The sequence below is a fragment of the Halorubrum xinjiangense genome (assembly GCF_900102375.1).
GTDB lineage: Archaea > Halobacteriota > Halobacteria > Halobacteriales > Haloferacaceae > Halorubrum > Halorubrum xinjiangense.
The window spans coordinates 17,204-42,748 of record NZ_FNBO01000014.1 but is presented as its reverse complement, the minus strand read 5'-3'; the positions used below and the strand labels follow the sequence as shown (position 1 = coordinate 42,748).

General features: G+C 71.4%; 20 protein-coding genes. 12 read left to right on the top strand and 8 right to left on the bottom strand.

What is annotated here, in order from left to right; translation table 11 throughout:
• Positions 1-100 precede the first annotated feature (100 nt).
• Positions 101-661, bottom strand: coding sequence for a DUF7122 family protein (locus F3H13_RS13920; RefSeq protein ID WP_149799606.1), 561 nt, complete (start codon positions 659-661; stop codon positions 101-103).
• The gene (locus F3H13_RS13915; RefSeq protein ID WP_149799605.1) at positions 658-1,602 is read right to left on the bottom strand and encodes an RsmB/NOP family class I SAM-dependent RNA methyltransferase; all 945 of its coding nucleotides are present in this window, start codon (positions 1,600-1,602) and stop codon (positions 658-660) included. The genes F3H13_RS13920 and F3H13_RS13915 overlap by 4 nt, the downstream gene beginning before the upstream one ends.
• A gap of 120 nt (positions 1,603-1,722) precedes the next feature.
• Here F3H13_RS13915 and F3H13_RS13910 point away from each other — a divergent pair, with 120 nt between their 5' ends.
• Positions 1,723-2,463, top strand: coding sequence for a proteasome assembly chaperone family protein (locus tag F3H13_RS13910; RefSeq protein WP_149799604.1), 741 nt, complete (start codon positions 1,723-1,725; stop codon positions 2,461-2,463).
• A 10-nt stretch (positions 2,464-2,473) separates the two neighbouring features.
• On the opposite strand, the gene F3H13_RS13905 is transcribed toward F3H13_RS13910, so the two are convergent.
• Both F3H13_RS13905 and F3H13_RS13900 read right to left on the bottom strand, forming a co-directional pair.
• Complete coding sequence (locus F3H13_RS13905) at positions 2,474-3,856, bottom strand: isochorismate synthase (protein WP_149799603.1); 1,383 nt, start codon at positions 3,854-3,856, stop codon at positions 2,474-2,476.
• 108 nt (positions 3,857-3,964) lie between these two features.
• A complete protein-coding gene (locus tag F3H13_RS13900) occupies positions 3,965-4,579 on the bottom strand; it encodes a sulfite oxidase-like oxidoreductase (RefSeq protein ID WP_149799602.1) in 615 nt (204 codons plus the stop codon).
• A 245-nt stretch (positions 4,580-4,824) separates the two neighbouring features.
• Here F3H13_RS13900 and F3H13_RS13895 point away from each other — a divergent pair, with 245 nt between their 5' ends.
• The 3 genes from F3H13_RS13895 to F3H13_RS13885 all read left to right on the top strand — a co-directional run bounded on the left by F3H13_RS13895 (position 4,825) and on the right by F3H13_RS13885 (position 7,395).
• Positions 4,825-5,040, top strand: a complete 216-nt coding sequence (locus F3H13_RS13895) for a ribbon-helix-helix domain-containing protein (RefSeq protein ID WP_004598554.1) — start codon at positions 4,825-4,827, stop codon at positions 5,038-5,040.
• Positions 5,041-5,132: 92 nt separating this feature from the next.
• On the top strand, positions 5,133-5,411 hold the full coding sequence (locus F3H13_RS13890; protein ID WP_053771458.1) for a UPF0058 family protein: 279 nt from the start codon (positions 5,133-5,135) through the stop codon (positions 5,409-5,411).
• 97 nt (positions 5,412-5,508) lie between these two features.
• Positions 5,509-7,395 (top strand): rhomboid family intramembrane serine protease, encoded by a 1,887-nt coding sequence (locus F3H13_RS13885; protein WP_149799601.1) that lies wholly within the window; start codon positions 5,509-5,511, stop codon positions 7,393-7,395.
• Positions 7,396-7,435: 40 nt separating this feature from the next.
• Here the strand turns inward: F3H13_RS13885 and F3H13_RS13880 are convergent, their stop codons facing one another.
• Together F3H13_RS13880 and F3H13_RS13875 are read right to left on the bottom strand one after the other, a co-directional pair.
• Positions 7,436-8,059, bottom strand: a complete 624-nt coding sequence (locus F3H13_RS13880) for an METTL5 family protein (protein ID WP_149799600.1) — start codon at positions 8,057-8,059, stop codon at positions 7,436-7,438.
• Positions 8,060-8,062: 3 nt separating this feature from the next.
• On the bottom strand, positions 8,063-8,455 hold the full coding sequence (locus tag F3H13_RS13875) for an apurinic/apyrimidinic endonuclease family protein (protein WP_149799599.1): 393 nt from the start codon (positions 8,453-8,455) through the stop codon (positions 8,063-8,065).
• 412 nt (positions 8,456-8,867) lie between these two features.
• Between F3H13_RS13875 and F3H13_RS13870 the strand changes: the two genes are divergently transcribed.
• The 4 genes from F3H13_RS13870 (at position 8,868) to F3H13_RS13855 (ending at position 13,816) form a co-directional block, all read left to right on the top strand.
• Positions 8,868-9,821, top strand: coding sequence for a transcription initiation factor IIB (locus F3H13_RS13870; protein ID WP_006113981.1), 954 nt, complete (start codon positions 8,868-8,870; stop codon positions 9,819-9,821).
• Between the two features lie 96 nt (positions 9,822-9,917).
• Positions 9,918-10,352 (top strand): universal stress protein, encoded by a 435-nt coding sequence (locus F3H13_RS13865; RefSeq protein ID WP_149799598.1) that lies wholly within the window; start codon positions 9,918-9,920, stop codon positions 10,350-10,352.
• A 33-nt stretch (positions 10,353-10,385) separates the two neighbouring features.
• Positions 10,386-12,575 carry an AMP-binding protein gene (locus F3H13_RS13860; protein WP_149799597.1) on the top strand — a complete coding sequence of 730 codons (2,190 nt, stop codon included), beginning with the start codon at positions 10,386-10,388 and terminating at the stop codon, positions 12,573-12,575.
• A 92-nt stretch (positions 12,576-12,667) separates the two neighbouring features.
• The gene (locus F3H13_RS13855; protein ID WP_149799596.1) at positions 12,668-13,816 is read left to right on the top strand and encodes an acyl-CoA dehydrogenase family protein; all 1,149 of its coding nucleotides are present in this window, start codon (positions 12,668-12,670) and stop codon (positions 13,814-13,816) included.
• A gap of 16 nt (positions 13,817-13,832) precedes the next feature.
• Here F3H13_RS13855 and F3H13_RS13850 read toward each other — a convergent pair whose 3' ends face one another.
• A complete protein-coding gene (locus F3H13_RS13850) occupies positions 13,833-14,510 on the bottom strand; it encodes an MBL fold metallo-hydrolase (RefSeq protein ID WP_149799595.1) in 678 nt (225 codons plus the stop codon).
• Positions 14,511-14,638: 128 nt separating this feature from the next.
• Between F3H13_RS13850 and F3H13_RS13845 the strand changes: the two genes are divergently transcribed.
• Both F3H13_RS13845 and F3H13_RS13840 read left to right on the top strand, forming a co-directional pair.
• The gene (locus F3H13_RS13845) at positions 14,639-16,477 is read left to right on the top strand and encodes a MutS-related protein (protein WP_149799594.1); all 1,839 of its coding nucleotides are present in this window, start codon (positions 14,639-14,641) and stop codon (positions 16,475-16,477) included.
• Positions 16,470-16,928, top strand: coding sequence for a hypothetical protein (locus F3H13_RS13840; protein ID WP_149799593.1), 459 nt, complete (start codon positions 16,470-16,472; stop codon positions 16,926-16,928). The genes F3H13_RS13845 and F3H13_RS13840 overlap by 8 nt, the downstream gene beginning before the upstream one ends.
• Positions 16,929-16,958: 30 nt before the next feature.
• Here F3H13_RS13840 and F3H13_RS13835 read toward each other — a convergent pair whose 3' ends face one another.
• On the bottom strand, positions 16,959-21,713 hold the full coding sequence (locus tag F3H13_RS13835; protein WP_188128078.1) for a glycoside hydrolase family 15 protein: 4,755 nt from the start codon (positions 21,711-21,713) through the stop codon (positions 16,959-16,961).
• 131 nt (positions 21,714-21,844) lie between these two features.
• Between F3H13_RS13835 and malA the strand changes: the two genes are divergently transcribed.
• Positions 21,845-23,959, top strand: a complete 2,115-nt coding sequence (malA, locus tag F3H13_RS13830) for an alpha-amylase MalA (RefSeq protein ID WP_149799592.1) — start codon at positions 21,845-21,847, stop codon at positions 23,957-23,959.
• A gap of 95 nt (positions 23,960-24,054) precedes the next feature.
• Positions 24,055-25,545 (top strand): 4-alpha-glucanotransferase, encoded by a 1,491-nt coding sequence (gene malQ, locus F3H13_RS13825; RefSeq protein ID WP_149799591.1) that lies wholly within the window; start codon positions 24,055-24,057, stop codon positions 25,543-25,545.

Sequence of the window (25,545 nt, the reverse complement as noted above, 5' to 3'; positions counted from 1 at the left end):
CGAGCGTGCGCCGCCCTCGCGGCTGGGGCTTTGGAGGTGTTCTCCGTCGATCCGGAATCAGCCATTTATAAGCAGCAAATCGGTTGTTTAACGCGTTCAGTCACTCCACGACGGGCAGATCCGCGCGACTCCCCTTCGGGACCACGGAGCGCAGTTCGTCGTATAAGTACAGTCCCACTCCGATAGGCACGCTTTCGCCGGCGACCTCGTGCGTCGCGATCAGGTACCCCCAGTCGCCGTCCCACTCCGGGATGTCCTGGTCGTCCCCGGCAGCGAACCGAGACGCCTGCTCCGGGTCCAGTTCGATCACGTTCTTCGTCGCGTGCGCCCCGAACCGCGAGACCGCCCGCCCTGTCGGCTTCCAGTGCTCCTGTCGCGTCCGGAGGAACGTCATCCCGACCGCCTCCACCTCGCTCGGGTCGGTCGCCTCGCCGTTGAAGACCCAGATCTTCCCGGCCCCCTTCTCCCAGAAGCCGTATTCCTCGAACACTCCCTCGCCGATCCCGAACCGCTCGGCCCACCAGTCGAGGACCTCCGCGCGACTCGCCCGACCCTGGACCTCGCGGTCGGCGGGCGTCTCGGGCAACCGGTCGAACTGCTGGCCGTCGTTGGTGGGGGCGTCGCTCGCCGCTTCGCCGGCGGCCGCCGCGTCGTCGCTCATGCGGCCACCCCCTCGCCGTCGCTTCCATCGCCCTCCCCGCCCACGCGCAGCTTCGCGCAGAAGAACCCGCCCGTGTCGTTGCGGTGCGGGTAGATGCGCTTCGCGCGCGTCACCGACTCGTCGTACGTCTCGCCCTCCCACTCGGTCACGCCGGGGTCGGTGTCGAGCGGCAGGTCGAACGCGACCAGTCCGCAGTCCTCGTTCGCGAGGACGTGGTCGAGGACGGCCTCGTTCTCCTCGGGCGCGAACGTACACGTGGAGTAGACGACGGTCCCGCCGGGGCGGGTCGCCTGGACGGCTCGCGCTAAGACTCCCTTCTGGATGCCCGCGACCGCGTGGACGTGGTCGAGCGTCCACTGGTCGAGCACGTCCGGGTTCTTCCGGCAGGTGCCCTCACAGGAGCAGGGGGCGTCGACGAGCGCGCGGTCGAACTCGTCGAACGCCAGCGGCTTCGTCGAGAAGTTGCGCGCGTCCTGGTTCGTGACGATCGTGTTCGTGATCCCGAGGCGCTCGGCGTTGTGCCGGAGCGCGGAGAGCCGCCCGAGGTTGTTGTCGTTGGCGACGACGGTCCCCTCGTCGTCCATCGCGTCCGCGATCTGGGTCGTCTTGCTGCCGGGGGCCGCGCAGGCGTCCCAGACCCGCTCGCCGGGCCGCGGGTCGAGCGCGAGCGTCGGCAGCACGGACACCTCCTCTTGGCCGTGCGTCCAGCCGTGAACGTACGGCCAGTTGCCGCCGGGGTTCCCGTCGGGCAGCCGGAAGAGCCCGTCGTGCCAGTCGACCGGCTCGTACGCCACGCCCGACTCGTCGAACGCCTCGCGGACGCGGTCGGGAGACGCCGCGACCCCGTTCGCGCGCACGACCGAGGGGAGGGACCGGTCGCACGCCGCTCGGAACGCGTCGACGTCGTCGACGAGCGATTCGTATCGGTCGAGCGGATTCATGCCCCTCCTTTCGCGCCGGGCCGTTAGACCGTTTCGGGACTCGGGCGGCGACGCGCCTCGCCCGTACCCGGAACCGCCCCGCGCCCCACCTTTAGGTCCGCCCCGAGCGTACCGACGCGCATGGCACGTATCTCCGTCCTCGACGACGACGTCTCGCTGGAGGAGCCGACGCTGATCGAGGGGTTCCCCGGCGTCGGGCTCGTCGGGAAGATCGCGACCGACCACCTGATCGACGTCCACGAGATGACCCACTACGCGAACGTCCACTGCGACGGGCTCCCGCCGGTGACCGTCTACCGCGAGTCCGAGACGGCCGCGACGACGCCGGTGCGGCTGTACGCCGACGCCGGAAAGGACCTCGTCGCGCTCCGCAGCGACGTGCCGGTGAACCCGAGCGCGGCGACGGAGGTCGCGGCGTGTCTCGGCTCGTGGTTCGACGAGGTCGACCTGTTCCCGGTGTTCCTGTCGGGGCTCGGGCGCGAGAAGGATGAGGCGCCCCCGGACCTGTACGGGATCGCGACCGGCGACGGCGGCGAGGCGCTGGGTCGCGCCGAGGTGTCCGACCCGTCCGAGTCCGGGCTCGTCTCCGGGCCCACGGGCGCGATGCTCGCGGCTGCGCTGGAGGACGGCCGCGACGCGGTCGGGCTCGTCGTCGAGTCCGACCCGCAGTTCCCCGATCCCGAGGCGGCGCGCGTGCTCATCGCCGACGGGATCGACCCGATCGCCGGCATCGAGACGCCGACCGACGGGCTCGTCGAGCAGGCGACCGAGATCCGGGACGCGAAACAGCAGCTCGCCGAGCAGATGCGACAGGCGACAGAGGAGAGCTCGCAGGCGGAGCCGCTGAAGATGTTCCAGTGACGGTGCCGCGCTACTGATCGAGCGAACCGCCCGCGCCGTCCCCTTCCAGCTCGTCGAGGATCGGGCGGTACTTCAGCTGGACCTCGTCCCACTCGCGGTCGGGGTCGGAGTCGGAGACGACGCCGACCCCCGCGAACAGCGTTGCGCGGCGGGGGCTCGCGACGGCGGAGCGGATCGCGACCGCGAACGCGCCGTTGCCCGCGGCGTCGATCCAGCCAACCGGCGCGGCGTACCAGCCGCGGTCGAACGGCTCCGTCTCGCGGATCGTCGCCAGCGCGCGGTCCGGCGGCAGCCCGCCGACGGCGGGGGTCGGGTGGAGCGCCTCGACGAGTTCGAGGACGTGCCGGTCCGCGTCGAGCTCGGCGGTGATCGGCGTGTGGAGGTGCTGGACCGTCGCGAGCCGGCGGACCCGGCGCTCGCCCGCGGCAATCGACGCCGCGAACGGCTCCAGCTGGTCGCGGACCGTCTCCGCGACGAGCTCGTGCTCGTGGACGTTCTTCTCGTCGTCGAGCAGCTCCCGCGCGAGCCACTCGTCCTCGTTCGGCGTCTCGCCGCGCCCGGTCGTCCCGGCGAGCGCGTCCGTCTCGACGGTCCGGCCGCGCAGCGAGACCAGCCGCTCGGGCGTGGCGCCGAAGAAGGCGCTGTCGCCGGCGTCGGGCTCGAACCAGTAGCGGTGGCAGTCGGGGTACTTCTCGGCGAGGCGTTCGAGCGTCGCCGCGCGCGGGAAGTCGGCCGCGAGGTCGGCCTCCAGCGCCTGCGCCAGCACCACCTTGCGGAGGTCGCCGGCGCGGATCCGGTCGACGGCGGCGCCGACGCTGTCGCGCCACGCCTCGCGGCTCGTCGTCCGGCGGCTCTCACGGATTCCCGGGCGGGGCGGGCGAGAAGCGGCGGAGGCCGCGGCCGCGTCGTCGCTTCGGTCGAGCGCGGCGAACCGGTCGACCTCGCGCGCTAGTCGGTCCTCGACGGCGGACACGTCGGCGTCGTCGCCGACCGCGTTGACCGTCAGCCACGCGCCGTTGTCCGCGACCGTCAGCTGGACCCGCGGTAACACGAACCGCGCTTCGGGAAAGGGCCCCCACGGCTCGCCGTCGCAGGCGCCCTCGTGGAAGGCGAACCCGCCGAACACGCGGGGGCGGGCCGCCTCGGTGCCGGCGTGGACGTCGCCGGACTCGAACAGCTCCGCAGCCGCCTCCCGGATCGACCCGAACCGGTCGCCGCCGGCGGCGGTGAGCGTCGCCGCCGCGCCGCCGCCGAGCACCAGCGCGTCGTCGGGCGCGCTCCATGTCGTGCGCGGCGACGGGAGCGCGTCGAACGCCGCCGCGAACGCCGGTTCGTCGACCGCCGTGGTCCGGCTGACCAGCGGCGGCGACGACCGAGAGCGCGCCCGTTTCATACGTATCAAGTCGGGGCCGGGGACCCTTTATCCTGACTATCGGGGCGGGGCGCACGGGGGAAATCGAGCGAGAATTGAAAAAGGAATCCAAGCCGCGACCGTCCGCAGTTAGCTGTAGCGGTCCTCGTTCCAGGGGTTCGCCGTGTCGCTGTACCCCCGCTTCTCCCAGTAGCCGAGCTCGGGCTCGGTGAGGAACTCCACGCCCGAGACCCACTTCGCGCCCTTGTAGGCGTACTTGTGCGGCGTGACGACCCGGATCGGGCCGCCGTGGTCGGCCGGGAGGTCGTCGCCGTCGAAGCCGTGCGCGAGCTGGACGCCCGGCTTCGTACACTCGTCGAGCGGGAGGTCGGTCGTGTAGCCGTCCAGCGAGTGGAACATCACGTGTTCCGCCTCGTCGCGGACCTCCGCGCGCTCGGCCAGGTCGGCGAACGCGACGCCGGTGAACTCGCAGTCGAACTTGCTCCACCCCGTCACGCAGTGGAAGTCCTGTCGCTGGGTGACGGTCGGGAGGTCGCGGAACTCGTCGAGCGAGAGGGAGAGCGACTCCTCGATGGCGCCCCACACCTCGAGCTCGAACGTCTCCGGGTCCCACGAGGGCGTGCCGCTCTTCGAGAGCACCGGGAACCCGTCGGTCTCGCGCTGTCCCGGCGGGAGCCGGTCGTCGCCGTACTCGCGGTAGAGGTCGGTGAGGTCCTCGGCGGCGTCGACGCCGGATTCGGTCATAGCATCCGGTTCGGCCCGGACCGACGTATGGATGTCGCTCTCGGAGACGGGCAGCTGCCCGCGAGCGCCGCACTCGCGGGAGCGACGCGCCGACTGCGGAGGGCTTGGATTTATTTGGTTCGTACTTCTCAAATAAATGTTTAACACATCAAAAATGAACTTTTGAACCGTCGTTTTGAGTTTTCAAATCTACGGATCTCCGACGCCAATTTTATATACGCCATCCCACAAGACCCGCACAGCAAATGCCACGAGTGAAGATAACCGTGCCGGAGCATCTGGAGATGCAGATCGCCCAGATGGTCGAGGAGGGGGAGTTCCTCAACCGCGAGGAGGCGGTCGAGGAGCTGCTGTCGACCGGCATCAAGGCGTACAAGACGAGCGGCCCGAGGGACGACGACGACTCCAACGGGTTCGAAGACGAGGGGATGATGGGCCACGAAGACGAGTACGTCTTCTGACCGCGCGACCGTTTTTCCCGAGGCTCGACCGCCGAAACCGTGCGTCTCGACCTCAACAACCCTTAAAGGGCCTACGACCCGTATCGGTGGGTATGCACAAGGACGAGCTGCTCGAGCTTCACGAACAGATGGTGACGATCATGGAGCACTTCCGCGCGCAGGAGTCCGTCGACGGCTCGCTGTTCGACCCCTACGACGAGCTCGACGTCGACCCCTCCCACGTCCACAAGTCGAAGAGCGAGCACAAACACGCCGTGTTCGTTCTCGGCAACGCCTTAGCGAACGCGATGAGCGAAGACGAGTTCTCGCCCGCCGGCCGCGTCGGCAAGCGGATGGAGGAGCTCGCCGACGACGCCGAGAACAAGATCTGACGCGCCGAGCGCTCGGGCTGCTCTCCTGATCTCGGGGATCGCTTTACCCCCGGATCGACCCCCGTATTGATGTGCGCGCGGCCCCCTCGACCCTGATATGGTCGCGGAGGCGCTGACGTCGGACGCCGTTCACCTCGCCGCCGGGGGCGTCGCCGTCGTCGTCGCGCTCGCCGCGGTGTTCCTCGTCGACCGCGCGGGCGCCGGCCGAACGCGGGCGCTCCGCGCGCGGCTCCTCCTCGGCGTCCCGTGGGGGACGCTCGTCGTGATCGCCGGCGTGCTCGGGGTGTACCTGTTCGTCCAGTCCGGCGTCGACGACCCGAACCGACCGGTCGTGATCCCGTTCCGGTCGTGGTCGTACTTCTACCCGGAGGGCCTCTTCTGGTCTAGCTTCGCACACTCGGGCCGCGGGCACATCACTGGAAACCTCCTCTCCGCGCTCGTCGCGGGCGGGCTCGCCGAGTACGCGTACGGCCACTTCCCCACCGGACGCGAGGTCGACGAGGGGGACCGGCTCGCCGTCCGCCTCCGGCGGCTCCCAAGCCGCCTGCGGAGACTCCCCGAGCGAATCCGAGCGGTGCCGAGCCGGGTGGCGGCCGTCGAGTCGCCCGCCGCGAACCCCTACGTCCGGGCGTTCCTGATCGTCCCCAGCGCCGCCGTCGCGTTCGGCCTCCTCTCGGCGCTGTTCGCGCTGGGGCCGGTGATCGGCTTCTCCGTGGTGGTGTTCGCGTACTGGGGGTTCGCGCTCGTCTCGCGCCCCGTCGCCGCGGTCGTCGCGATGGCGGGGACGACGCTCGTCAGCGTCCTCTACGACGCCGTCCGCGTCCCGGTGGCGTTCGCGGAGGCGTCCCCCTCCTACGGCGTGCCAGGGTGGGCGAACGTCGCGATCCAGGGGCACGCGCTCGGCCTCATCGGCGGCGCGCTGGTCGCGGTCGTCCTCCTGCGACGGCGAGCCCGGAGGTCGAACGGCGGAGACCACCACGCGGACCCGCACACGACCGCGGGGCGGTGGCGGTACCACCCGTTCGCGACCGCGGACGGCGACGGGTCCGGCACTGACGCGACGGAGCGGTCGGCGGCCGTCGTCTTCGGCGCGGTGCTGCTGTTCGGGGCCTCGCGCCGGCTGTGGGCGGTGTACTGGTACCTCGGCAACGAGCGGTACGAGCTGTACCGCGCGGTCGGCGTCGGGCTGCTCGCCCTGCTGGCCGCGGTCGTCGCCGTCGCGGCCGTCTCGCGGGACGAGCCCCTGTGGCCGAGTCGAGCGGTTCCGGAGCCCGAGACGATCCGGGGCGGGGTCCGGTCGGCGATGCCGGCGGCGATCGGTCTCTTCCTGCTCGTCGCGTCGCTGGCGGCTGTCGCCGGGCCGGGCGTCGTCCCGAACCTCGTCGCCGTCGACGACGGCGACCTCCCAGGCGACCCGATCGAGGTGGAGGGGTATCAGGTGACCTACGCGGAGGATGTGGAAGACCAGCTGGTGGGCGTCGTCGACGTCGAGGCGTTCGGGCGCTCGACCTCGGTAAACACCTCGGGGGTGATCGTCAGCGACCCGGACCGCGAGATATGGACGACCGCCGTCTCGAAGGGGAACCTCGCGTTCTGGGGGTACCGCGCGGTCGACGTGGGCGGCGCCGGCTGGCGCGAGACCGTCTGGGTCCAGCGGGTCGGCTGGGTCGCCGCAAACGGCGGTCCGACTTACCGGGTCGACGCGATACGGAACGAGACCAGGCGGACGCTGTTCACGAGCGAGCCGGCGCGGGCCGAGCCCCGGATCGACGGCCGCAACGTCACCGTCGCGGCGACGCGAGGGGGATTCGAGTTGCGGGTCGACGGTCCGGGCGGCAACGCGAGCGCGCCGCTCCCGGCGGCGAACGAGTCGGTGACGCTCCGGGGCGTCGAACTCGTCAGAGAGAGCGACGTCCTGTACGCGGAGCGCGGCGAGACGCGCGTGCGGGTCGCGCAGCGGGAGCGCTACGAGGGCCGGCAGTAGCCCGCATCGGTCGCCTCGCGGGGAAGGGGAGCCGCGCGTCTCACGCCCACTCGATCCGGTACACTTCGGTGTCGATCTCGCGCGCCTCGTCGGTGTGGTGGTCGAACTGCGCGTCGATCCGGAATTCCGCCGCGAACGCGTGGGTGACCTCCCCGCCCTCGTCGGCGGCGAACGCCTCAACGAACTCCCGGCTTCCGGCGTTGTGGACCGAGTAGGAGACGTCCGCGAGGTCGCTCGCGACCGCGAGGAACTCCCGATCAGCGTTGCGGTTGCCATCCTGCGCGCCGAACGGCGGGTTCATCACGACGGTCGCGGGCTCCGCAATGGCGAGCGGCGGGCGCGTGGCGTCGCCGCGGACCCAGTGGACGGGGGCGCTGGCTGCGACCCGGCGCTCGTTGGCCCGGGCGGTCGCGAGCGCGCCGCCGTCGAGTTCGAGGCCGACGACGCGGGCCGGACCGCGCAGCGCGGCGGCCAGTGCGAGCATCCCGGTGCCGGCGCCGAGGTCGATCACGGTCCGGCCCTCGACGTCGCCGTGGAGGTCGGCGAGGTGGACGACGTGGGCGGCCAGCTCCGGCGGCGTCGGGTACTGTTCGAGGGCGGCGTCTGGACGCTCGAAGCCGGCGACGACGCCAAGCTTGGTCGCGAGCGACCGCTTCGTCGCCATCGGTCAGGCGCTGTCGCCGTCGACGCGGACGAACTCGACGCCCTCGCGGTCGGCCCGCTCGGCGAGCGCCGCGAGGGCGGTGCGGGCCTGCTTGGACGCCTCGCCGTCGACGCTGACCTCGACCCGGCCGGCGCCGAGGAACGACGCCGCGCGGACGAGCCCGCGGAGCCGGTCGGCCTCGCGCTGGCGTTCGAGCGTGCTCTCGGCGTCGAACGTCGCCTCGGCCGCGACCGCGGCGGGCTGGTAGCCGCGGGCGGCGAGCCCCCGCTTGAGGTCGCGGAGGTGGTCGGGCGCGGTGCTGTCTAAGTCCGCCGCGTCGATGACGACGGGGTCGACGTCGGCGGGACGACAGCCGCGCAGCGTGCGTTCGATGCCCGGGGACGAGGTGGTACTCATACCGACCTATTGGCATAGGTAATACAAAAGTCTTTATAGATGTTTGATAGTAATATTTTGGCGTCGGGAATCGGACCGCATCGGGGCCGAAATCGACGGATATGGCGGGCGAACGGCGAGTAAACGGCGGTCAATGGGCAGGCAACCGGCGACGAACGACGGAGTCTAAACTGGGCCCGGGGTTTGCGAACGGCGCGGCGAATCCGACCTCAACTCACGGTCACGTTTCGTGCGTCACGGTGGACCGCGGAAGCGCCGCCGCCGTCGTCGACGGATACCCGATAGATTCTCGATACTGCCAGTATGCGCGCCCTATGAGCCGATATCCCGTGATTAGAACGAACCGAGAACCATCAGGATCGTTAATAGACGTGGATAAGGTTTAAATACGCGACTGACCACAAACCTTTTAATGGAACGTCCGAGTCGCCAGCGGCAACAGGAGCGGGACACGGAGCAGGAAACGGACGAATCGACGGTCTCCTGTCCGGAGTGTGACTCGGAGAACATCGTCACCGACGCCGACCAAGAGCTCGTCTGCGAGGACTGCGGGCTCGTCTTAGACGAGCGGAACATCGACCGCGGCCCGGAGTGGCGCGCGTTCAACCACAACGAGCGGCAGTCGAAATCGCGCGTCGGCGCCCCGATCACGGAGACGATGCACGACAAGGGGCTGACGACGACGATCGACTGGAAGGACAAAGACGCCTATGGGCGGTCGCTCTCCTCGGAGAAGCGCTCGCAGATGCATCGCCTCCGGAAGTGGCAGGAGCGGATTCGAACCAAAGACGCGGGCGAGCGCAACCTCCAGTTCGCGCTCTCGGAGATCGACCGCATGGCGAGCGCGCTCGGCGTCCCCCGCTCGGTACGCGAGGTCGCGTCCGTCATCTATCGACGCGCGCTCAACGAGGACCTGATCCGCGGCCGCTCCATCGAGGGCGTCTCCACCGCCGCCCTGTACGCCGCCTGCCGACAGGAGGGGATCCCCCGCAGCCTCGACGAGGTCGCGGACGTCTCGCGGGTGCCGCAAAAGGAGATCGGTCGAACGTATCGGTATATCTCCCAGGAGCTGGGACTCGAGCTGAAGCCGGTCGACCCCAAGCAGTTCGTCCCCCGGTTCGCGTCCGCGCTCCAGCTCTCCGAAGAGGTCCAGTCGAAGGCGACCGAAATCATCGACGTCTCCGCCGAACAGGGGTTACTCTCCGGGAAGTCCCCAACCGGCTTCGCGGCGGCCGCCATCTACGCGGCCTCGCTGCTCTGTAACGAGAAGAAGACCCAACGTGAGGTCGCCGACGTCGCGCAGGTCACCGAGGTCACCATCCGCAACCGGTACCAAGAGCAGATCGAGGCGATGGGGTTCCGGTAGGACGGGGAGCCGATCGAGACGGCGGTATTCGTTCCTTACTACAGTTCGAGAAGTTGATCGGGTTTTTAATCGATACCCGCTGTACCACGGAGTGAGATGTACTCAGAGATCCTCGTTCCCACCGACGGCAGCCCGGCGTCGGACGCCGCGATCGAACACGCGATCGACCTCGCGGAGCAGTACGGCGCGCGCCTCCACGCACTGTACGTCGTCGACGGCGCGGCGTACTCCAGCCTCGAAGCGGGCGCGGAGGTCGTCGTCGAGGCGCTCGAATCGGAGGGGGCGGAGGCGACGAAGCGCGTGGCCGACGCCGCCGCGGACGCCGGCGTCGACTGCGTCACCAGCGTCACGTCGGGGACGGCCTACCGGTCGATCCACGACTACGTCGACGAGCACGGCATCGACGTCGTCGTGATGGGGACCCACGGGCGGAAGGGGCTCGACCGCTACCTCCTCGGAAGCGTCACCGAGCGGGTCGTCCGGACCTCGGACGTCCCGGTGTTGACCGTGCGGCAGCCGGCGGATGAGTAACCGCATCGCGCTCGGCGGACGCGGGTGACACCGATGCGCGACTGGCTCTCTCACCGCGTGGTCTCGTCGCCGAACGACACCGCTCTCGTCCGCGCCGAGGACGGCGAAGCGTGGAGCTACACCGACCTCGACCGGCTCGTCGCCGAGACGGCGGGCCGGCTCGGGGCCCACGGACTCGGAGCGGGCGACCGAATCGGCGTGCTCACGCCCCCGTACGTGGGCACCGTCGGGCTCGTCCACGCGACGATGCGGATCGGCGCGACGTTTGTGCCGCTCGGGCAGGAGCTGACGTCGCGCGAGATCGCGGCGCGGATCGATCGGACCGACCTCGACGCGGTCGTCTGCGCGGAGCCGACAGAGCCGACGGCCACCGACGCGGCGTCGCAGATCGAGGGGGTCCCCGTCTACTCCGTCGACGACCCGACGAGCCCCGCGGTCACCGGGATCCATGACGTCGACCCCGCGTCGCTCGACCCGCCGGAGTGGGGGTTCGCTGACCCGCTCTGCGTGCTGTTCACCTCGGGGACCACCGGCGAGCCCAAGCCCGTGCCGCTGACCGCGGGCAACGTGTACAGCTCGGCGGTCGCCTCCGCGTTCCGCCTGGGCGTCGAGGCCGACGACCGATGGCTCGTGTCGCTGTCGCTCCACCATATGGGCGGGCTCGCCCCGGTGTACCGGTCGGTGCTGTACGGGACCACGCTCGTGTTGCGCGAGGGGTTCGACGCTGGCGGCACCGCCGACGACATCGACGCGTACGACGTGACCGGCGTCTCGCTCGTCCCGACGATGCTCCGCCGGATGCTCGACAGACGCGGGACGCTGTCGGACTCGCTCCGCGTGGTCCTGCTCGGGGGCGCGCCCGCGCCGGGGGAGCTGATAGAGCGGTGTCGCGACTACTCTGTCCCCGTCTACCCGACGTACGGGATGACGGAGGCCGCCTCGCAGATAACGACCGCGACGCCCCGACAGACCAGAGGCCGGATCGGGACGGTCGGGAGACCGCTCTTCGGCACCGACGTGACGGTCGTCGACGACGACGGCGATCCGGCCAAGCCGGGCAACACCGGTGAGATCGTCGTCAGGGGGCCGACGATCACACCGGGGTATCTCGCCGAGAGCGGGGGCGATTCCACGGAAGGCGCCGACGAAGGCGACGCGCCTGCTCCGGACGCAATCGACGAAACTGACGCGTCTCCCACCGACGCGGTCGACCTGAACGGGATCGGCTCCGAGAGCCTCGACAGATCAAAGTTCGGCCCGTACGGTCTCCACACGGGCGACGTCGGACGGTTCGACGAGGACGGCTACCTCCACGTGCTCAACCGCGTCGACGACCGGATCATCAGCGGCGGCGAGAACGTCGAACCCGGGGAGGTCGCGGACGTGCTCCGGGAGTACGCCGAGGTCGACGACGTGGCGGTTGTCGGGCTCGACGACGAGGTGTGGGGCGAGCGCGTCGCGGCCCTCGTGGCCGTCGGCGACCGGTTCCCGTCGGTGTCGGCCGAGGCCGAGACGGACACCGCTTCGGATCCCAACCCCTCGGCGGGCGATTCCGGAGCGAACGGAGACGCCCCAGAAGCAGACGCCGCAGGCGGAGACGCCCCAGAAGCAGACGCCGCGGACGATGAGGGCGCGGAGTCGGACGGCGAGACGGAAGAACCAGACACCGAGACCCCGGAGCCGGCCATTGAGGCCGGCGGCATCGGCCCCGCGCCCGTCGACGAGGCGGCGTTCGTCGACTTCGCCCGCGACCGACTCGCGGGGTTCAAGCTCCCGAAGACGGTGGCCTACGTCGAGGAGCTCCCCCGAACGGTCTCGGGAACGGTCGACAGGGAGGCGACGCGCGCCATCCTCCACGAGCGCGGCGCGGACCCGCGCGCGAGCCTCGACGCGGACCTCGAAACGGCCGGGTTCAAGCCGGCAGACCCCGCCGAACCGCCGGCGGAGTCCGAGTCACGGACGCCGGACGAGGCGGAGGCCCCGGAACCTGAATCTGACTCGACGGGCGAAGGCGGCGGCGAAGAAGACGTTATCGAGGGCGGCGGCGAAGAGGACGCTATCGAGGGCGGCGACGGGGACGACGTTACCGAAAGCGATGGGGTCGACATCGCCGACGCCGACGAGGTCGCGTCGGAATCGGGTGACCACGCCGCTGACGCCGCGGAGACCGTCGACACCGGCGCCGCAGACGATTCGGGCGGCGGCGACAAGGAAGGCGCCTGAGAGGAACAGCCGACACGGCCCACGAGGGTAAACTCACACGGCGTTCTTCGTTGTTCCACGAAGGTTTTGTTCGCGGGGGCCGCAGTGGCGGTATGGAGTTACTCGACGACAGCGTCGTGCCGGAGCACGCGCGAGACGTCAAACAAGAGGCCCGCGAGTTCGCCGACGAGTACATCGCCCCGAACGCCGAGTCGTACTACGAGTCGGGCGAGTACCCCTGGGAGGTCCTCGAAGCGGGGATGGACGCCGGGCTCGTCGCCCAGGACATCGGCGAGGAGTACGGCGGCAAGGGGTTCGACCTCGCGCAGGTGCTCGCCATCGCCGAGGAGTTCTATCGCGCTGACGCCGGTATCGCGCTCACGCTCCAGCTCGCCAGCTTCGGCGCGGAGATGGTCGAGGATTACGGGACGGAGGAACAGAAAGAGAAGTACCTCCGGCCGATCGCCGAGAACGAGCAGATCTCGGGGCTCGCGGTCTCCGAGCCGCAGACCGGCTCTGACCTCGCGGGCATGACGACGAAGGCGGAGAAGGTCGAGGGCGGCTACGAGCTGACCGGCGAGAAGTACTGGGTCGGCAACGCGGTCGAGGCCGACTGGCTCACCGTCTACGCGAAGACCGGCGAGAGCGACGACCGCTACTCGAACTACACGCTGTTCATCGTCGAGACCGACTCGGACGGCTACGAGGCGGAACACATCCCGGAGAAGATGGGGATGCGCGCGTCCAAGCAGGGCCACATCGTCTTCGAGGACTGCTTCGTCCCCGAGGAGAACGTCGTCGGCAGCGAGGGCGGCGGCTTCTACGTCCTCGCGGACTTCTTCAACCACGGGCGCGTCATCGTCGGCGGGCACGGGCTCGGCCTCGCCGCCGCCGCCATCGAAGAGGCGGAGGCGTTCATCAGCGACCGCGAGGCGTTCGGCCGCACCATCGACGACTTCCAGGCCGTCCAGCACACCATCTCGGACATGCGGATCGGGTTCGAGTCGGCGCGCGCGCTCAACTGGCGCGCGTGCGAAAAGGTCGCAAACGGCGAGGACGCCGGCTACTGGGCCGCGCTCGCGAAGACGAAGTCGACCGAGGTGGCCACCGACTGCGCCGAGAAGGGCATGAAACTCCACGGCGGCCGGTCGAACTTCACCGACCGCCGCATCGCCCGCGTCTACCGCGACGTGCGCATCCCGGTGATCTACGAGGGCGCCAACGACATCCAGCGGAACCTCATCTACCGGCAGTCGCGGTAGACGAGCGGATCGACTTTTATCCGACCCGCGCCGAGAGCGCGGCCAGCGCCTCGCTCCCGCCCGACGCGAGCGGGTCCCCGTGCCCGACGCAGGCGACCTCGAACGGCGGAGCGCGCGCCGCGAGCCCGCGCACGCTCGTCGCGACCGCGTCCGTATCGTAGCTTATCAGCCAGCCGGAGGGCGACAGTTCGCCGTCGGACTCGGAGACGAGGTCGCCGAGGAGCCCGACGCCCAGTTCCTCGCTAACGTACGCGACGTGGCCCGGCGTGTGGCCGGGCGTGTGGTAAGCCGTGAACGACCCGATCGCCTCGCCGTCGCGGACGCCGACCACGTCGAGGTCTGCCCGCTCCGTGAGGCGGCCGCCGAGCCGCTGGATGAGTCCCTTATGATTGCGGAACGGTGGCCGCCGAGCCCCCCGGAGCAGCTGCGCGTCGAAGCCGTAGGCGTAGACCGGCGCGTCGAGGTCGGATGCCAGCGCCGCCAGCGTCCCGACGTGGTCGAGGTCGTAGTGAGTGATCAGGACGCGACCGATCCCCGAGACCCCGACCCCGGCCTCGTCGAGGCCGCGGCGGATCGTCTCCTCGTCCCACGGCGTCCCGGCGTCGACGAGGGTCGGCACGTCATCGAAGACGAGGTACGCGTTGACCCCGCGGCAGTCGAACCGCCAGACGCCGTCCGCGATTTCCGTCGCCATGGCGACGGGTACGGCCCGGAGCGGAATGAACGCTGCCGTGGCGGAAGCGAGGGGAACGCGGCCGTCGGGGATCGGAGTGACGGCGCGGGCGACGAAAGCGCCAAGACGCCGGGGCGACACCACGGAGTATGCGACTCCAGGACTACTGGGGGATCGGGCCCAAGACGAGCGAGCGGCTCGCCGAGGCCCTCGGGACCGAGCGGGCGGTCGAGGCGATCGAGTCGGCCGACGTCCGAGCGCTCGTCGACGCCGGTCTCCACCGCGGCCGCGCGACCCGCATCCTCCGCCGGGCGAACGGCGAGGCCGGGATGGACGTCCTCGCGACGGGGGACGCACGCTCGGTGTACGACGACCTCCTCTCGCTCGCGGCCGGCGAGGCGCTGACCGCGCACGCGGCCGACCGGATCCGGGTGTTGACCCCGCTGCTCGACCGCGACGCCGTCGAGGAGCGACTGGATCGGGTCGTCGCCGCCCGCGACGCGTGGGCCGCCCTCGACGAGGCGGACCGCGAGGCCGTGGTGGACGCCTTCGCCGGGTACGACGAGTCCGACGGCTCCGACCTCGCCGCGGTCGAGACCGCAGTCGTGCTCCGCAAGGCGGGGCTGACGGACGGCCCCTTCGCCGACGTCGGCGCGCTCGACGGCGATCGCCTGCGCGACGCGGCCGACGCGCTCGCCGACGTGCGGGGCTCGATCGACCCCGCCGGCGGGCTCGACGGCGACGACATCGAGATCGCGACGGGCGCCGACGACGAACTGGACCGGCTGCGCGAGCACCTGTCGGCCGCGCGCGACCTCGCGGACTCAGCGTTCGACGTGCTCGAATCGGTCCGCGACGGGAGCCTCCGCGACTTCGAGGCGCTGGAGGCAGCGACGATAGAGCACGTCGCGCGCGAGTCGGGGGTTGAGCCGGCGACGGTGCGAGCCGCGGCGCCCGACGAGGCGCTCGACGCGGCCGACTTCGTCTCGGGAACCCTCCGTGACCTCGTCGTCGAGCTCGAAGCGGCGGTCGAGGAGCGTGAGGCCGCCGTCGCGGCGGACATCCGCGAACGGCTCGGAGACGAACCGGAGGCCGACGAAGACGGCACCGCCGCGGGCGACGGCGACACGACCGTCGCCCGCGCTGCGACGGCGACCTCCGACGCCGCGTTTCTCCTGTCGCTCGGGCGGTTCGCGGCCGAGAACGGCCACGTCCGGCCGACGCTCGTCGACGACGGCATCGCGGTGCGGGGAGCGCGGAACCCCTTCCTCGGCGGGGAGGTCCAGCCCGTCTCCTACGGCGTCGGTTCCCACTCGCTCGCGGACGAGGCGGGCGTCGCGAGCGCGGACGCGCCGCCGACCGGCGACCGCGTGAGCGTGCTCACCGGGGCGAACTCGGGCGGGAAGACGACGCTCTTGGAGACCCTCTGTGCGGTGGCGCTGCTCGCGTCGATGGGGCTGCCCGTGCCCGCCGAGGCGGCCGAGGTCGGGACGTTCGACCGGATCGTCTTCCACCGCCGGCACGCCTCGTTCAACGCCGGCGTGCTGGAGTCGACGCTGAAGTCCGTCGTCCCGCCGCTGGTCGCGGACGGCCGCACGCTCATGCTCGTCGACGAGTTCGAGGCGATCACGGAGCCGGGGCGCGCCGCCGACCTGCTGAACGGGCTGGTGACGCTCACCGTCGACCGCGGCGCGCTCGGCGTCTACGTGACGCACCTCGCCGAGGACCTGAGTCCGCTGCCCGACGCCGCCCGGATCGACGGCATCTTCGCCGAGGGGCTGACGAACGACTTGGAGCTCCGCGTCGACTACCAGCCGCGGTTTGAGACGGTCGGGAAGTCGACGCCGGAGTTCATCGTCTCGCGACTGGTCGCGAACGCGGGCGACCGCGGCGTCCGCGCCGGCTTCGAGCACCTCGCGGGCGCGGTCGGCGAGGAGGCGGTCCAGCGAACGCTGTCGGACGCCGAGTGGGCGGCGAACGATGACTGAGGAGGAACGCGGTCGCGACCCCGGACCGGACCGGATCCGGTCGATCGCGGTCCACCGCGAGGACGTGGCGAACGCCCTCGAGGCCACCCTCCGGAGCGACCGCGATGTCGTCCTCCGCGCGACACCGCCCTTCTCCGGACGAATGCGCGCTCGCCTCCACGCGCTCGACGCGGGCAGTGACGAAGGCGGCGAAAGGGACTCAGCCGATTCCGCCGACGCGCCCGCACCCCTCCACGTCGATCCCCGGGACCTCGTCGCGGAGGTTCCGCCGTACCCGGAGCCGGACGACACCGCGAGCGAGTATCCGGACGCCGACCTCGAAACCCGCCGAGAGCGACACGCGGAGGCCGTCGAGAGGTGGCGCGAGCGCGTCCGAGAGCGCGTCGGCTCGACGGTCGAAATCGAGGTCGACGGCGACGTCCGAGAAGTCGACGTGGTCGCACTCGGGTGAGGCGAGCCGGGAAGAAACCGAACGCCAGCGCTAGAGGCGCAGCCGCTCGACCGCGGTGCCGGCGGCCTCGAAGTCGTCGTCTGTCGCGGCCGCGACCACGACGGTGTCGGCGTCCGTGTCGGCGTCGAGGTCCACCTCGAACGCGCCGTCGTCGTCGGGCGTCACGAGCCGCGAGGTCTTTCGCGTGTGGACAGCCACGCGCTCGGCGTCCGTCTCCCCGGCGACGGCGACCGAGTCCTCGACGAACTCGGCGGTGGCCGTCAGGTCGGGGCCTGCGGGGCGGTCGCGCTCGACGTAGCGGTCGCGAACGGCGGTCGGCGTCTCGACCGGCTCGCCCGCGTCGACGCCGTGTGCCAGCCGGACGAAGCCGGCCATCGACCACGCGAGGGGGGTCGCGCCCCCGGTGCCCTCGCCGAACTCCCAGCCGTACTTCGTCGGGTGTTCGCGGTCCCACACCTGCTCGGGGAGCATTAGCCCGGAGTTGCCGAAGCCGGCCATCGTCTCCAGCAGCGTCTCCGGTTCCAGCGCGTCCTCGTCGGTGCCGCCGAAGGCGTCCGGCCCGTCGGCGCGGGCGCGCAGCTCGTACTCGCCGCGCTCGCCGGTGAAGATGGGCCAGAGGCGCCCGCGGCCGTCGCCCGTGCCGGCCCAGGGCGCGCCGGGGTCGCCGACGGCTATCTCGCCGTACGCGTCGCCGACGTACCGGTACCAGGCGGCGCCGTGAGGCGTGTCGACGCGAATCGAGTCGTCGACGACCGAGACGGAGTTGCGGACGACGGGGTCGTCGGCGGGCTTGATCCCCAGCCGGACGAGTTCGAGGAAGCCGCCGTCGATTATCTCCCGCTCGTCGTACGTCGGGCCGTCGTTGGCGATCGTCCGCGGGCGGCCGGAGTCGGGGTTCCCGTCGGCCGTGATCCGGATGTAGTACGGGGTCCGGCCGTGGCGGTCGGTTCCGGTCGCGGTCGCGCACCACTCCTCGACGCGCGCCGTCCAGTCGTCCGCGAGCGCGAGCCACGCGAGCGCGTCGGCGCGGAGCGAGTCGGACGATTCCGCGGCGTCGCTCCCGGAGCCGGACTCGTCCCGTCGGTCGGCCTCCGCGAGGGCGAGTGCCGCACCACAAACGAGGCCGGCGATCTCGGCCGCGATGCTCGACGGCGAGTAGCCAGCCTCTTCCTCCCAGCGCTCCTGGGCGGTCTCGGGGCCGTTCTCGGCGATGTAGTCGAGCGAGCGGGCCACCTGGTCGTAGGTGTAGTCCGCGTCGTCGAGCGTCACGCCGCGCTCGTACAGCTGCCACGCCATCACCGAGGGGAACCCGATGTTGTCCATCTGCTCGCCGCCCCACCGGGTCCGCCCGTCGATGTAGGTGTTCTGCGGGAGGAACCCGTCGGCGTCCTGCTGGGTGTTGTACAGGTACGCTAAGGCGTCGGCGCCGCGCTCGAGCTCGTCCATCTCTATCAGCGCCGTGAACACCTGATAGAGGTCGCGCGACCAGACGAAGTTGTAGCCGTAGCCACGGTCCTCGGCGGCGTACTCCGTTTCGCCCCACGGCACCGAGGGGCTCGCGATCCCCGCCCCGTCGTGGGCCTTGTCCTCGACGGCCGCCAGCGTCATCAGCGCGAAGCGGTACTGTGCCGCGAGGTCCGGGTCGTCCGCGACCGAGTCGGGGAGGTCGCGGTCGGCGAGCCACGACCGCCACGTCTCGGCGTACGCGTTCGCGGCGTCGTCGAAGCCACGCGAGATGGCGCCGCGGGCCTCGCCGAGTGCGGCCGCAGTATCGCCCTTCTCGGCGAATCCGAGCGCGACCGTGTCCGAGACGGCGGTCCCGCTCCCGACGAGTCCGGCGAGGACGACGTTGCCGGTCGCCTCCGTGATCCCCGGGCCGCGTTCTCCCTCGGCGAACAGCGCGTCGATCTCGTAGCCGCCCGCCGCGAGCGCGCTCGCCCAGTCGAAGCCGCCGGCGCTGTCGAGCGCGAGCGCGACCTCGAAGGGGTCGCCGTCGTCGTCGACGAGCTTGCCCGCATCGCGGTCGTCGTCTTTGCGCGCGATCAGGTGGTAGCCGTCGGCGTCGCCCACGCGTTCGCCGCGGTCGTTCGTGCCGACGTTCGTGATCGTCGTGTCGACCAGGGCGAACACGTCGTACTCGCGGCTCCCCTCGAAGCGGACGTCGGCGAGGATCGCCGTCCCGTCGGTGTCGACCGCGTACTCGACGGTGAGCGTCCAGCTGTGGCCGTGGCCGTCGCCGGTCTCGCGGATCGTCTGGACGTACGCGAGCGCGTCGTCGGCCGCCGGCTCCGTCGTCCGCTCGACCGTCTGCGTCGCCGAGACGTGCCCCGTCTCGTCGAACGTGCGGATCGCGTAGCCGGAGTCGGGATCCGCGACGAGGAAGTCGAACGTCCGGACGTTCATCACGTCGATCCGGGGGAATCGCGCCTCGGTGAGCGCCCCCTCGGTGAGCGTGAACCACACCGGCACCGGCTCGTCGGACTCGTAGTCCGCGGGCGTTCCGACGCCGAACTTCCGGCCGGTCGTCCAGTGGGGCGCCGCTTCGGGGCCGGTCTCGCGGTCGTGCGGGACCGGGAGCTCCCCGTGGCTCGCCAGCGTCACCGTCGCGTCGATCCGGAGGGCGTGCGACCACCCGATGGGGGTCGCGCTGTCGAGGTCGCCGTCGTCGAACGCCTGCTCCGCGAACAGCCCGGCCTCGTTGACGAAGTGCCCGTCGGGTTCACAGAGAGAATAGAGATCTCGCGCGTCCGCGAACAGCGGGCCCGCGGCCCCGCCGCGCTCCTCGACGACGCCCGCGAGCGTCGCCGCGGCGGTCGCGCCCCACAGCGTCGCGATGGACCACACCTTCGCGGCGCCCTGTTCGGCCGTGCGCCAGTCGTCGCCGGTGAACCTGACGAGCCCCTCCACCGAAGAGGTCTCGCGATGGAGCGCGTCGATCGACTGCCGGACGTGGGTGTTGACGCGGTCGAGGAAGCGGTCGAACTCGGTCGTCGCGACGGAGTCGACGCCGGCGGGGCCGGAGCCGTCGGTCGTCGCCGCGTCCTCGTCGGCCGCGTCGTCGCCGGTCGCGGCGGCAGCGGTCGCGTCGTCGCCCGCTTCGGACTCGTCGTCGAGCAGGGCGGCGTACTCGGCGGCCGCGGTCGCGAGCGCGAAGGTGCTGGCGTCGGCGCGGGCGTCCCGGCTCTCGTCGCTGGCGCGCTGGAGGAACCGCTCCGTGTCGGGGTTCCACCGTGCGTCCAGTCCGGACAGCGCCGCCTCGGCGGCGTCGGCGGCGTCGGCGCGGAGGTCCTCGTCGACCGGCGCGCGCGCGACCGCGGCGAACGCCCGGAGGTACTCGGCGCCGGTGTGGGTGAACCGGCCGAGCGCGTTCTCCCAGCAGTTCTGACAGCGGCGGGGGAGCCCGTCGTCCTCGGTCGTTTCTAAGAGGAACTCGACGGCGTCGGCGATCGTCTCGTCGATCCGGTCGCGCCACTCGGCGGGGAGGTCGGCCTCGCGGCGCAGCGTCGCGAGGAAGGCGACGACGGTGGCAGGCTGGTCGAGCTGGTCGTTGGGGCCCGGCGTCGCGTTCGCGCCCTCGATCCGGGCGTTCGCCCAGCCGGGCGCGACCTTCCCGGAGTCGGCCCACACGCGGTGCGGCCACGAGCCGTCTGCGTCCTGCGTCCGGCAGAAGAAGCTCGCGGCCGCGAGCAGCTCCTCGTCGGCGTCGAGGCCGAGCTCGTCGCTCGCGTCGAGCAGCGCGGTCGACACCGTCGCCTCGTCGCGGAACCACGTGTAGCCGTAGCCGCCGGAGGTGGAGTAGAACGGGTCGAACTCCGGGGCCGCGATCCGCGCGCCGGACTCCGCGGTGAGCAGATCGAGCGCGCGGAGGTCGCTCGCGATCACCGAGCGACGCGGAGCGTCCTCGGGGACATTCGGGCCGCGACCGTCCGCGGCCTCGCGGAGGTCGTCGGCGTCGGGGTAGGCGGTCGCGATGTTCGAGACCGTCTCGATGCGGCGCTGGCGGTCGATCCCGTCGGTGAGCGCGTCCTTCGCGTCGTCACCGGTGTCGCGCGCCGCCCGGCGGTCGACGACCGCGCGGCCGGCGAGCGTGACGCGCTCGGTGCGCCCGTCGCGCTCGAAGGGCGCGCGGACGACGACGTCCGGGGTGAGCCGCGAGTCCTCGCGGCGGTCGATCTCGCCGCGGTGCGGGAAGCCGTCGTCGGCCTCGCCGAGCAGTTCCGGGATCGTCCGCAGGCGCTGCCCGTGGGCGTTCGAGAGCCCGGTGGAGGCGGTGAGGAAGTCGTGTTCGGTCCGGTGGTACACCTCGACGACCCCGCCGTCGTCGGGGCCGGCGCCGTCGTGGACCATGTTGCCGACGCGGCCCTCGACCATGTCCGGCGAGAACGCGTAGGCGGCGACGAGCTCGGCGTCTGCCGGCGGCGAGCCGCGGAGTTCGACGTGAGTGAGGTGGGTGTCGCTCACGACGAGGTCGAACTGGTGGATGGTGTAGCGGCCGGCGTCGTACTCCGTCTCGACGAGGGGCGTGTCGCCGTCGTAGTGCTGGCGGGTCGTCTCGAGGTCGTCGAACCAGCGGACGCCGCGCCCGGCGGTTATCCCCATCCGAAGCCGGTCGGCGCCGCCGACTTCAGAGAGGGAGTACGAACAGTCGTGGACGGTCCCGTCCGGCCCCACGTGGACCAGTCGGCCGTCGTCGCCGGTGAACGCGCCGGCGGTCATCGAGTGCTCCGCCGGGTAGCGCTCCCCGCGCCGACGTTCGTGCTCCGTAAGGGCGGTACGCAGTCGCATACCCGCCCTGCGACTGCCGGAGTAAAAGCCTTGACGACCGCGGCGGAGACCGCGCAACGCCGAGCGTCGCCGCCCGAGGAGACCCCGAAACAAGAGCAACACCGAAGGCCCCGGGCGTCGATGGGCGTCACATGCACCACCCCGGACCCCCGCGCTTCCTCGCGACCGGCGAGCGGACGGAACTGGCCCCGAGAGACCCGAACCCCGATGCGCAGTACGCGTGGCGCGTCGCGGACGCGCCGCCCGAGAGCGAGGCGACCGTGGGCGACGGCCCCGTGACCGAGTTCACGCCCGACGTGCCGGGCCGCTACCTACTCGGGCTCGACGCGCCGGACGGCGACCACCTGCTCACCGTCCGCGCGTTCCCGGCGAGCTACGAGGGCGTCGACGTCGCGGGCGGGAGCGGCACCGCGATACGCGACCGCGACGCGGGCGACATCGACGCGCCGGTCGACTACGCCGCCCGTGAGCAGCACGAGGGGGTCGGCCGACCGCGCGTGCGGGTGGACGCGAGCGTCGCGTTCGGCGACGACGCCCGGCCGGCGGGCGAGGGAGCCGGCGGCGAGGCGGTGTTCACCGCGGTGCCGACGCCGAATCCGGAGTCGGCGTTCGACGCCGAGGACCTCTCCGTGACGTTCGTCGTCGACGACCGTGACGTCGCCGACGCCGTCGCGGCGGGGCGCACGAACCCGCGGGACGCGCTCCGCGTGAGCGAGGATGGCCGCGAGCTCCGCGTACCTCTCGACGCGGTGCCCGAGCGGCTCCGCGTTCACGCCGTCGCGGTCGCGCGGGACCCGGGCGAGGACCCCCGAGTCAGCGTCGCCGACGCGGCGGCCGTCGAACGCGCCGGCAGTAGCCCGTCCGCGGCTCCCGACGCCTCGGGGGGCGAGGCGGTGTTGACGCCGGACACGCCCGACTTCGAGACGGTCCGGCTCAACGAGCCGCCGGCGTGGACGCGCGACGCCTCCGTCTACGAGGTGTTCGTCCGCACCTTCGCGGACGCCGAGGAGGGAGAGGCGTTCGACGCCATCGCCGAGCGGATCCCGCGGATCGCGGACCTCGGCGTCGACACGCTGTGGCTCACGCCGGTCCTCGGCCACGACGGGAAGCCGCACGGCTACAACATCGTCGACTTCTTCGACACCGCCGAGGACCTCGGCGAGCGGGAGGAGTTCGAGGCGCTCGTCGAGACGGCCCACGACCACGGGATGCGCGTGCTGTTCGACTTCGTCGCCAACCACACCGCGCGCGACCACGAGTGGTTCCGAGACGCGTATCGGAACCCCGACTCGCCGTTCCGCGACCGCTACGAGTGGCAGGAGTCCGGCGAGCCGGGCACCTACTTCGACTGGGAGCTGATCGCGAACCTCAACCACGCGAACCTCGACGTGCGGCGGTTCCTGCTCGACGTGATCGACGAGTGGGCGCCGCTCGTCGACGGGTTCCGGTGCGACATGGCGTGGGCCGTGCCCGACTCCTTCTGGCGCGAACTGCGCGACCGCGTGAAGGACATCGACCGGGAGTTCCTGCTGATGGACGAGACGATCCCGTACATCCCCGGCTTCCACGAGGGGATGTTCGACGTCCACTTCGACGCGACGCTGTACTTCCAGCTCCGGCAGGTCGGCCGGGGCGCGGAGCCCGCGGCGACCGTCCTCGACGCGGTCGACCAACGCGCCGAGATCGGGTTCCCAGACCACGCCGAGTTCCTCCAGTACATCGAGAACCACGACGAGACGCGCTACCGCGTCGAGTGCGGCGACGCCGCCGCGGCCGCCGCGGGCGCGGCGATCATGACGCTGCCGGGCGTCCCGATGGTGTATGCGGGCCAGGAGATCGGCCAGCGGGGCCGCCGGGACGCGATCGCGTGGGACCACGCGCGCGAGGACGTCCGCGACCGCTACGAGCGCCTGCTCGAGACGCGGCGGGCCCACCCCGCGCTCGGTCCGGGCGGCGACGTGTCTCGCGTCGGCTACCACGTCGCGAGCGGCGACCTCTCGGAGCGGCCGATCGTCGCGAGCGGCGACGTCCACCCGGACGACGTGGTCGCGTTCCGCCGGCGAGACGGCGACGAGGAGCTCGTCGTGGTCCTCAACTTCGCGCCAGCGGACGCGAGCGTCGCAGTCGAGGTCGACCACGGCGAGCGCGACCTGATCGCCGACGACCGGTGCGTCGTGGAGGACGTCGACGGGACCGAGCGGATCCGCGTCGACGAGGTGGCTGTGGTGCCCGTCGAGAAGGAGTAAGCGCTCGGGCGGCGGCCGGTCCCACACTCCGATCTCGTCGCGGCGCGACCCGTCCGGACGCAACGCTTGAGTCGGTGGGGATCGCAGGGTGGCGTATGCGATTCGACCGCTCCGACGGCGTCTTCTGTCACGTCACCTCGCTGCCGGGGGCGTACGGGATCGGCGACCTCGGCGAGGGCGCGCGCGAGTTCCTCTCGTTCCTCGGCGACGCCGACGTCGACCACTGGCAGATATGTCCAATCGGCCCGACCATCGCCGCCGCCGGCGAGTCACCGTACCAGTCGCCGTCGGCGTTCGCCGGCAACCCGCTGTTCGTCGACCCCGAGGGGCTCGTCGAGGACGGGTGGCTCGACCAGGGGGACCTGGAGCCGGTCCCCGACTTCCCGGCGGACCGTGTCGACTACGACGCCGTCCGCGAGTACAAGCTCCCGCTGTTGCGAACTGCCTTCGAGCGGTTCGAGGAGCGGGCGACCGAGGCCGACCGCGCGGCGATAGACGAGTTCCGCGAGCGCGAGCCGTGGCTCGCGGATTACGCGCTGTTCCGGGCGCTCTCCGACGCGCGGCCGGAGGACGTCTGGACCGAGTGGCCGGAGCCGCTGCGGACGCGCGACCCCGAGGCGCTGACAGACGCGCGCGACGAGCACGCCCGAGAGGTCCGGTTCCGCGAGTTCGTCCAGTGGACGTTCGACCGCCAGTGGCGCGACCTGCGCGCGGTCGCGGCCGAGGAGGGGGTGTCGATCGTCGGCGACGTGCCCATCTACGTCGCGCTCGACTCCGCGGACGTATGGGCGAGCCCGGAGGCGTTCCGGCTCGACGAGGGGAACCGCCCGACTGCGGTGGCGGGCGTCCCGCCGAACGCGGGCGACACCGGCCAGCGCTGGGGGAACCCGCTGTACGACTGGGAGCGGCTCGCCGAGTCGGGGTACGACTGGTGGCTCGACCGGTTCCGCCGGCTGTTCGAGCTCGCGGACGTGGCGCGGCTCGACCACTTCCTCGGGTTCGTGAACTACTGGGCGATCCCGGCCGACAGCGACGACCCCGCGGACGGCGAGTGGCGCGACGGCCCGGGCCGCGACCTGTTCGAGACGGTCGAGCGCGAGCTCGGTGAGGCCCCGTTCATCGCCGAGGACCTCGGCTTCGAGGATCCGGCGATGGACGAGCTGATGGCCGAGTTCGGCTTCCCGGGGATGCGCGTCCCGCAGTACGCCGACTGGTGCGCCGAGGGGGACGAGTACCAGCCGATGCACTACGGCGAGGGCGTCGTCGGCTACACCTCGACGCACGACACGGACACGTGGGCCGGCTACTTCGAGGATCTCCCGGCCGAGCAGCGCGACTGTTTCCGGTACAACGTCGGCTCCGATCCCGACGAGCCGTCCGAGTGGGCGATAATCGACGCGGTGTGGGGCTCGGACGCGATCCTCGCCGTGACGACGGTTCAAGACCTGCTCGGGCTCGGCAGCGAGTCGCGGTTCAACGAGCCGGGGACCCTAGACGGCAACTGGGAGTGGCGCGTCACGCGCGACGCGCTCGACGACGCGATCGCTGACCGGCTGTGGGAACTGGCGGGGAAGCACGTTCGCTGA

What these genes read in the sequence shown, in the direction of transcription:
- malA (WP_149799592.1), top strand. Translation starts at nt 21,845, where the DNA reads ATGCACCACCCCGGACCCCCGCGCTTCCTCGCGACCGGCGAGCGGACG.
- F3H13_RS13855 (WP_149799596.1), top strand. Translation starts at nt 12,668, where the DNA reads ATGGAGTTACTCGACGACAGCGTCGTGCCGGAGCACGCGCGAGACGTC.
- F3H13_RS13920 (WP_149799606.1), bottom strand. Translation starts at nt 661, where the DNA reads ATGAGCGACGACGCGGCGGCCGCCGGCGAAGCGGCGAGCGACGCCCCC.
- F3H13_RS13915 (WP_149799605.1), bottom strand. Translation starts at nt 1,602, where the DNA reads ATGAATCCGCTCGACCGATACGAATCGCTCGTCGACGACGTCGACGCG.
- F3H13_RS13885 (WP_149799601.1), top strand. Translation starts at nt 5,509, where the DNA reads ATGGTCGCGGAGGCGCTGACGTCGGACGCCGTTCACCTCGCCGCCGGG.
- F3H13_RS13845 (WP_149799594.1), top strand. Translation starts at nt 14,639, where the DNA reads ATGCGACTCCAGGACTACTGGGGGATCGGGCCCAAGACGAGCGAGCGG.
- F3H13_RS13910 (WP_149799604.1), top strand. Translation starts at nt 1,723, where the DNA reads ATGGCACGTATCTCCGTCCTCGACGACGACGTCTCGCTGGAGGAGCCG.
- F3H13_RS13875 (WP_149799599.1), bottom strand. Translation starts at nt 8,455, where the DNA reads ATGAGTACCACCTCGTCCCCGGGCATCGAACGCACGCTGCGCGGCTGT.
- F3H13_RS13880 (WP_149799600.1), bottom strand. Translation starts at nt 8,059, where the DNA reads ATGGCGACGAAGCGGTCGCTCGCGACCAAGCTTGGCGTCGTCGCCGGC.
- F3H13_RS13865 (WP_149799598.1), top strand. Translation starts at nt 9,918, where the DNA reads ATGTACTCAGAGATCCTCGTTCCCACCGACGGCAGCCCGGCGTCGGAC.
- F3H13_RS13835 (WP_188128078.1), bottom strand. Translation starts at nt 21,713, where the DNA reads ATGCGACTGCGTACCGCCCTTACGGAGCACGAACGTCGGCGCGGGGAG.
- F3H13_RS13900 (WP_149799602.1), bottom strand. Translation starts at nt 4,579, where the DNA reads ATGACCGAATCCGGCGTCGACGCCGCCGAGGACCTCACCGACCTCTAC.
- malQ (WP_149799591.1), top strand. Translation starts at nt 24,055, where the DNA reads ATGCGATTCGACCGCTCCGACGGCGTCTTCTGTCACGTCACCTCGCTG.
- F3H13_RS13890 (WP_053771458.1), top strand. Translation starts at nt 5,133, where the DNA reads ATGCACAAGGACGAGCTGCTCGAGCTTCACGAACAGATGGTGACGATC.
- F3H13_RS13850 (WP_149799595.1), bottom strand. Translation starts at nt 14,510, where the DNA reads ATGGCGACGGAAATCGCGGACGGCGTCTGGCGGTTCGACTGCCGCGGG.
- F3H13_RS13840 (WP_149799593.1), top strand. Translation starts at nt 16,470, where the DNA reads ATGACTGAGGAGGAACGCGGTCGCGACCCCGGACCGGACCGGATCCGG.
- F3H13_RS13860 (WP_149799597.1), top strand. Translation starts at nt 10,386, where the DNA reads ATGCGCGACTGGCTCTCTCACCGCGTGGTCTCGTCGCCGAACGACACC.
- F3H13_RS13870 (WP_006113981.1), top strand. Translation starts at nt 8,868, where the DNA reads ATGGAACGTCCGAGTCGCCAGCGGCAACAGGAGCGGGACACGGAGCAG.
- F3H13_RS13895 (WP_004598554.1), top strand. Translation starts at nt 4,825, where the DNA reads ATGCCACGAGTGAAGATAACCGTGCCGGAGCATCTGGAGATGCAGATC.
- F3H13_RS13905 (WP_149799603.1), bottom strand. Translation starts at nt 3,856, where the DNA reads ATGAAACGGGCGCGCTCTCGGTCGTCGCCGCCGCTGGTCAGCCGGACC.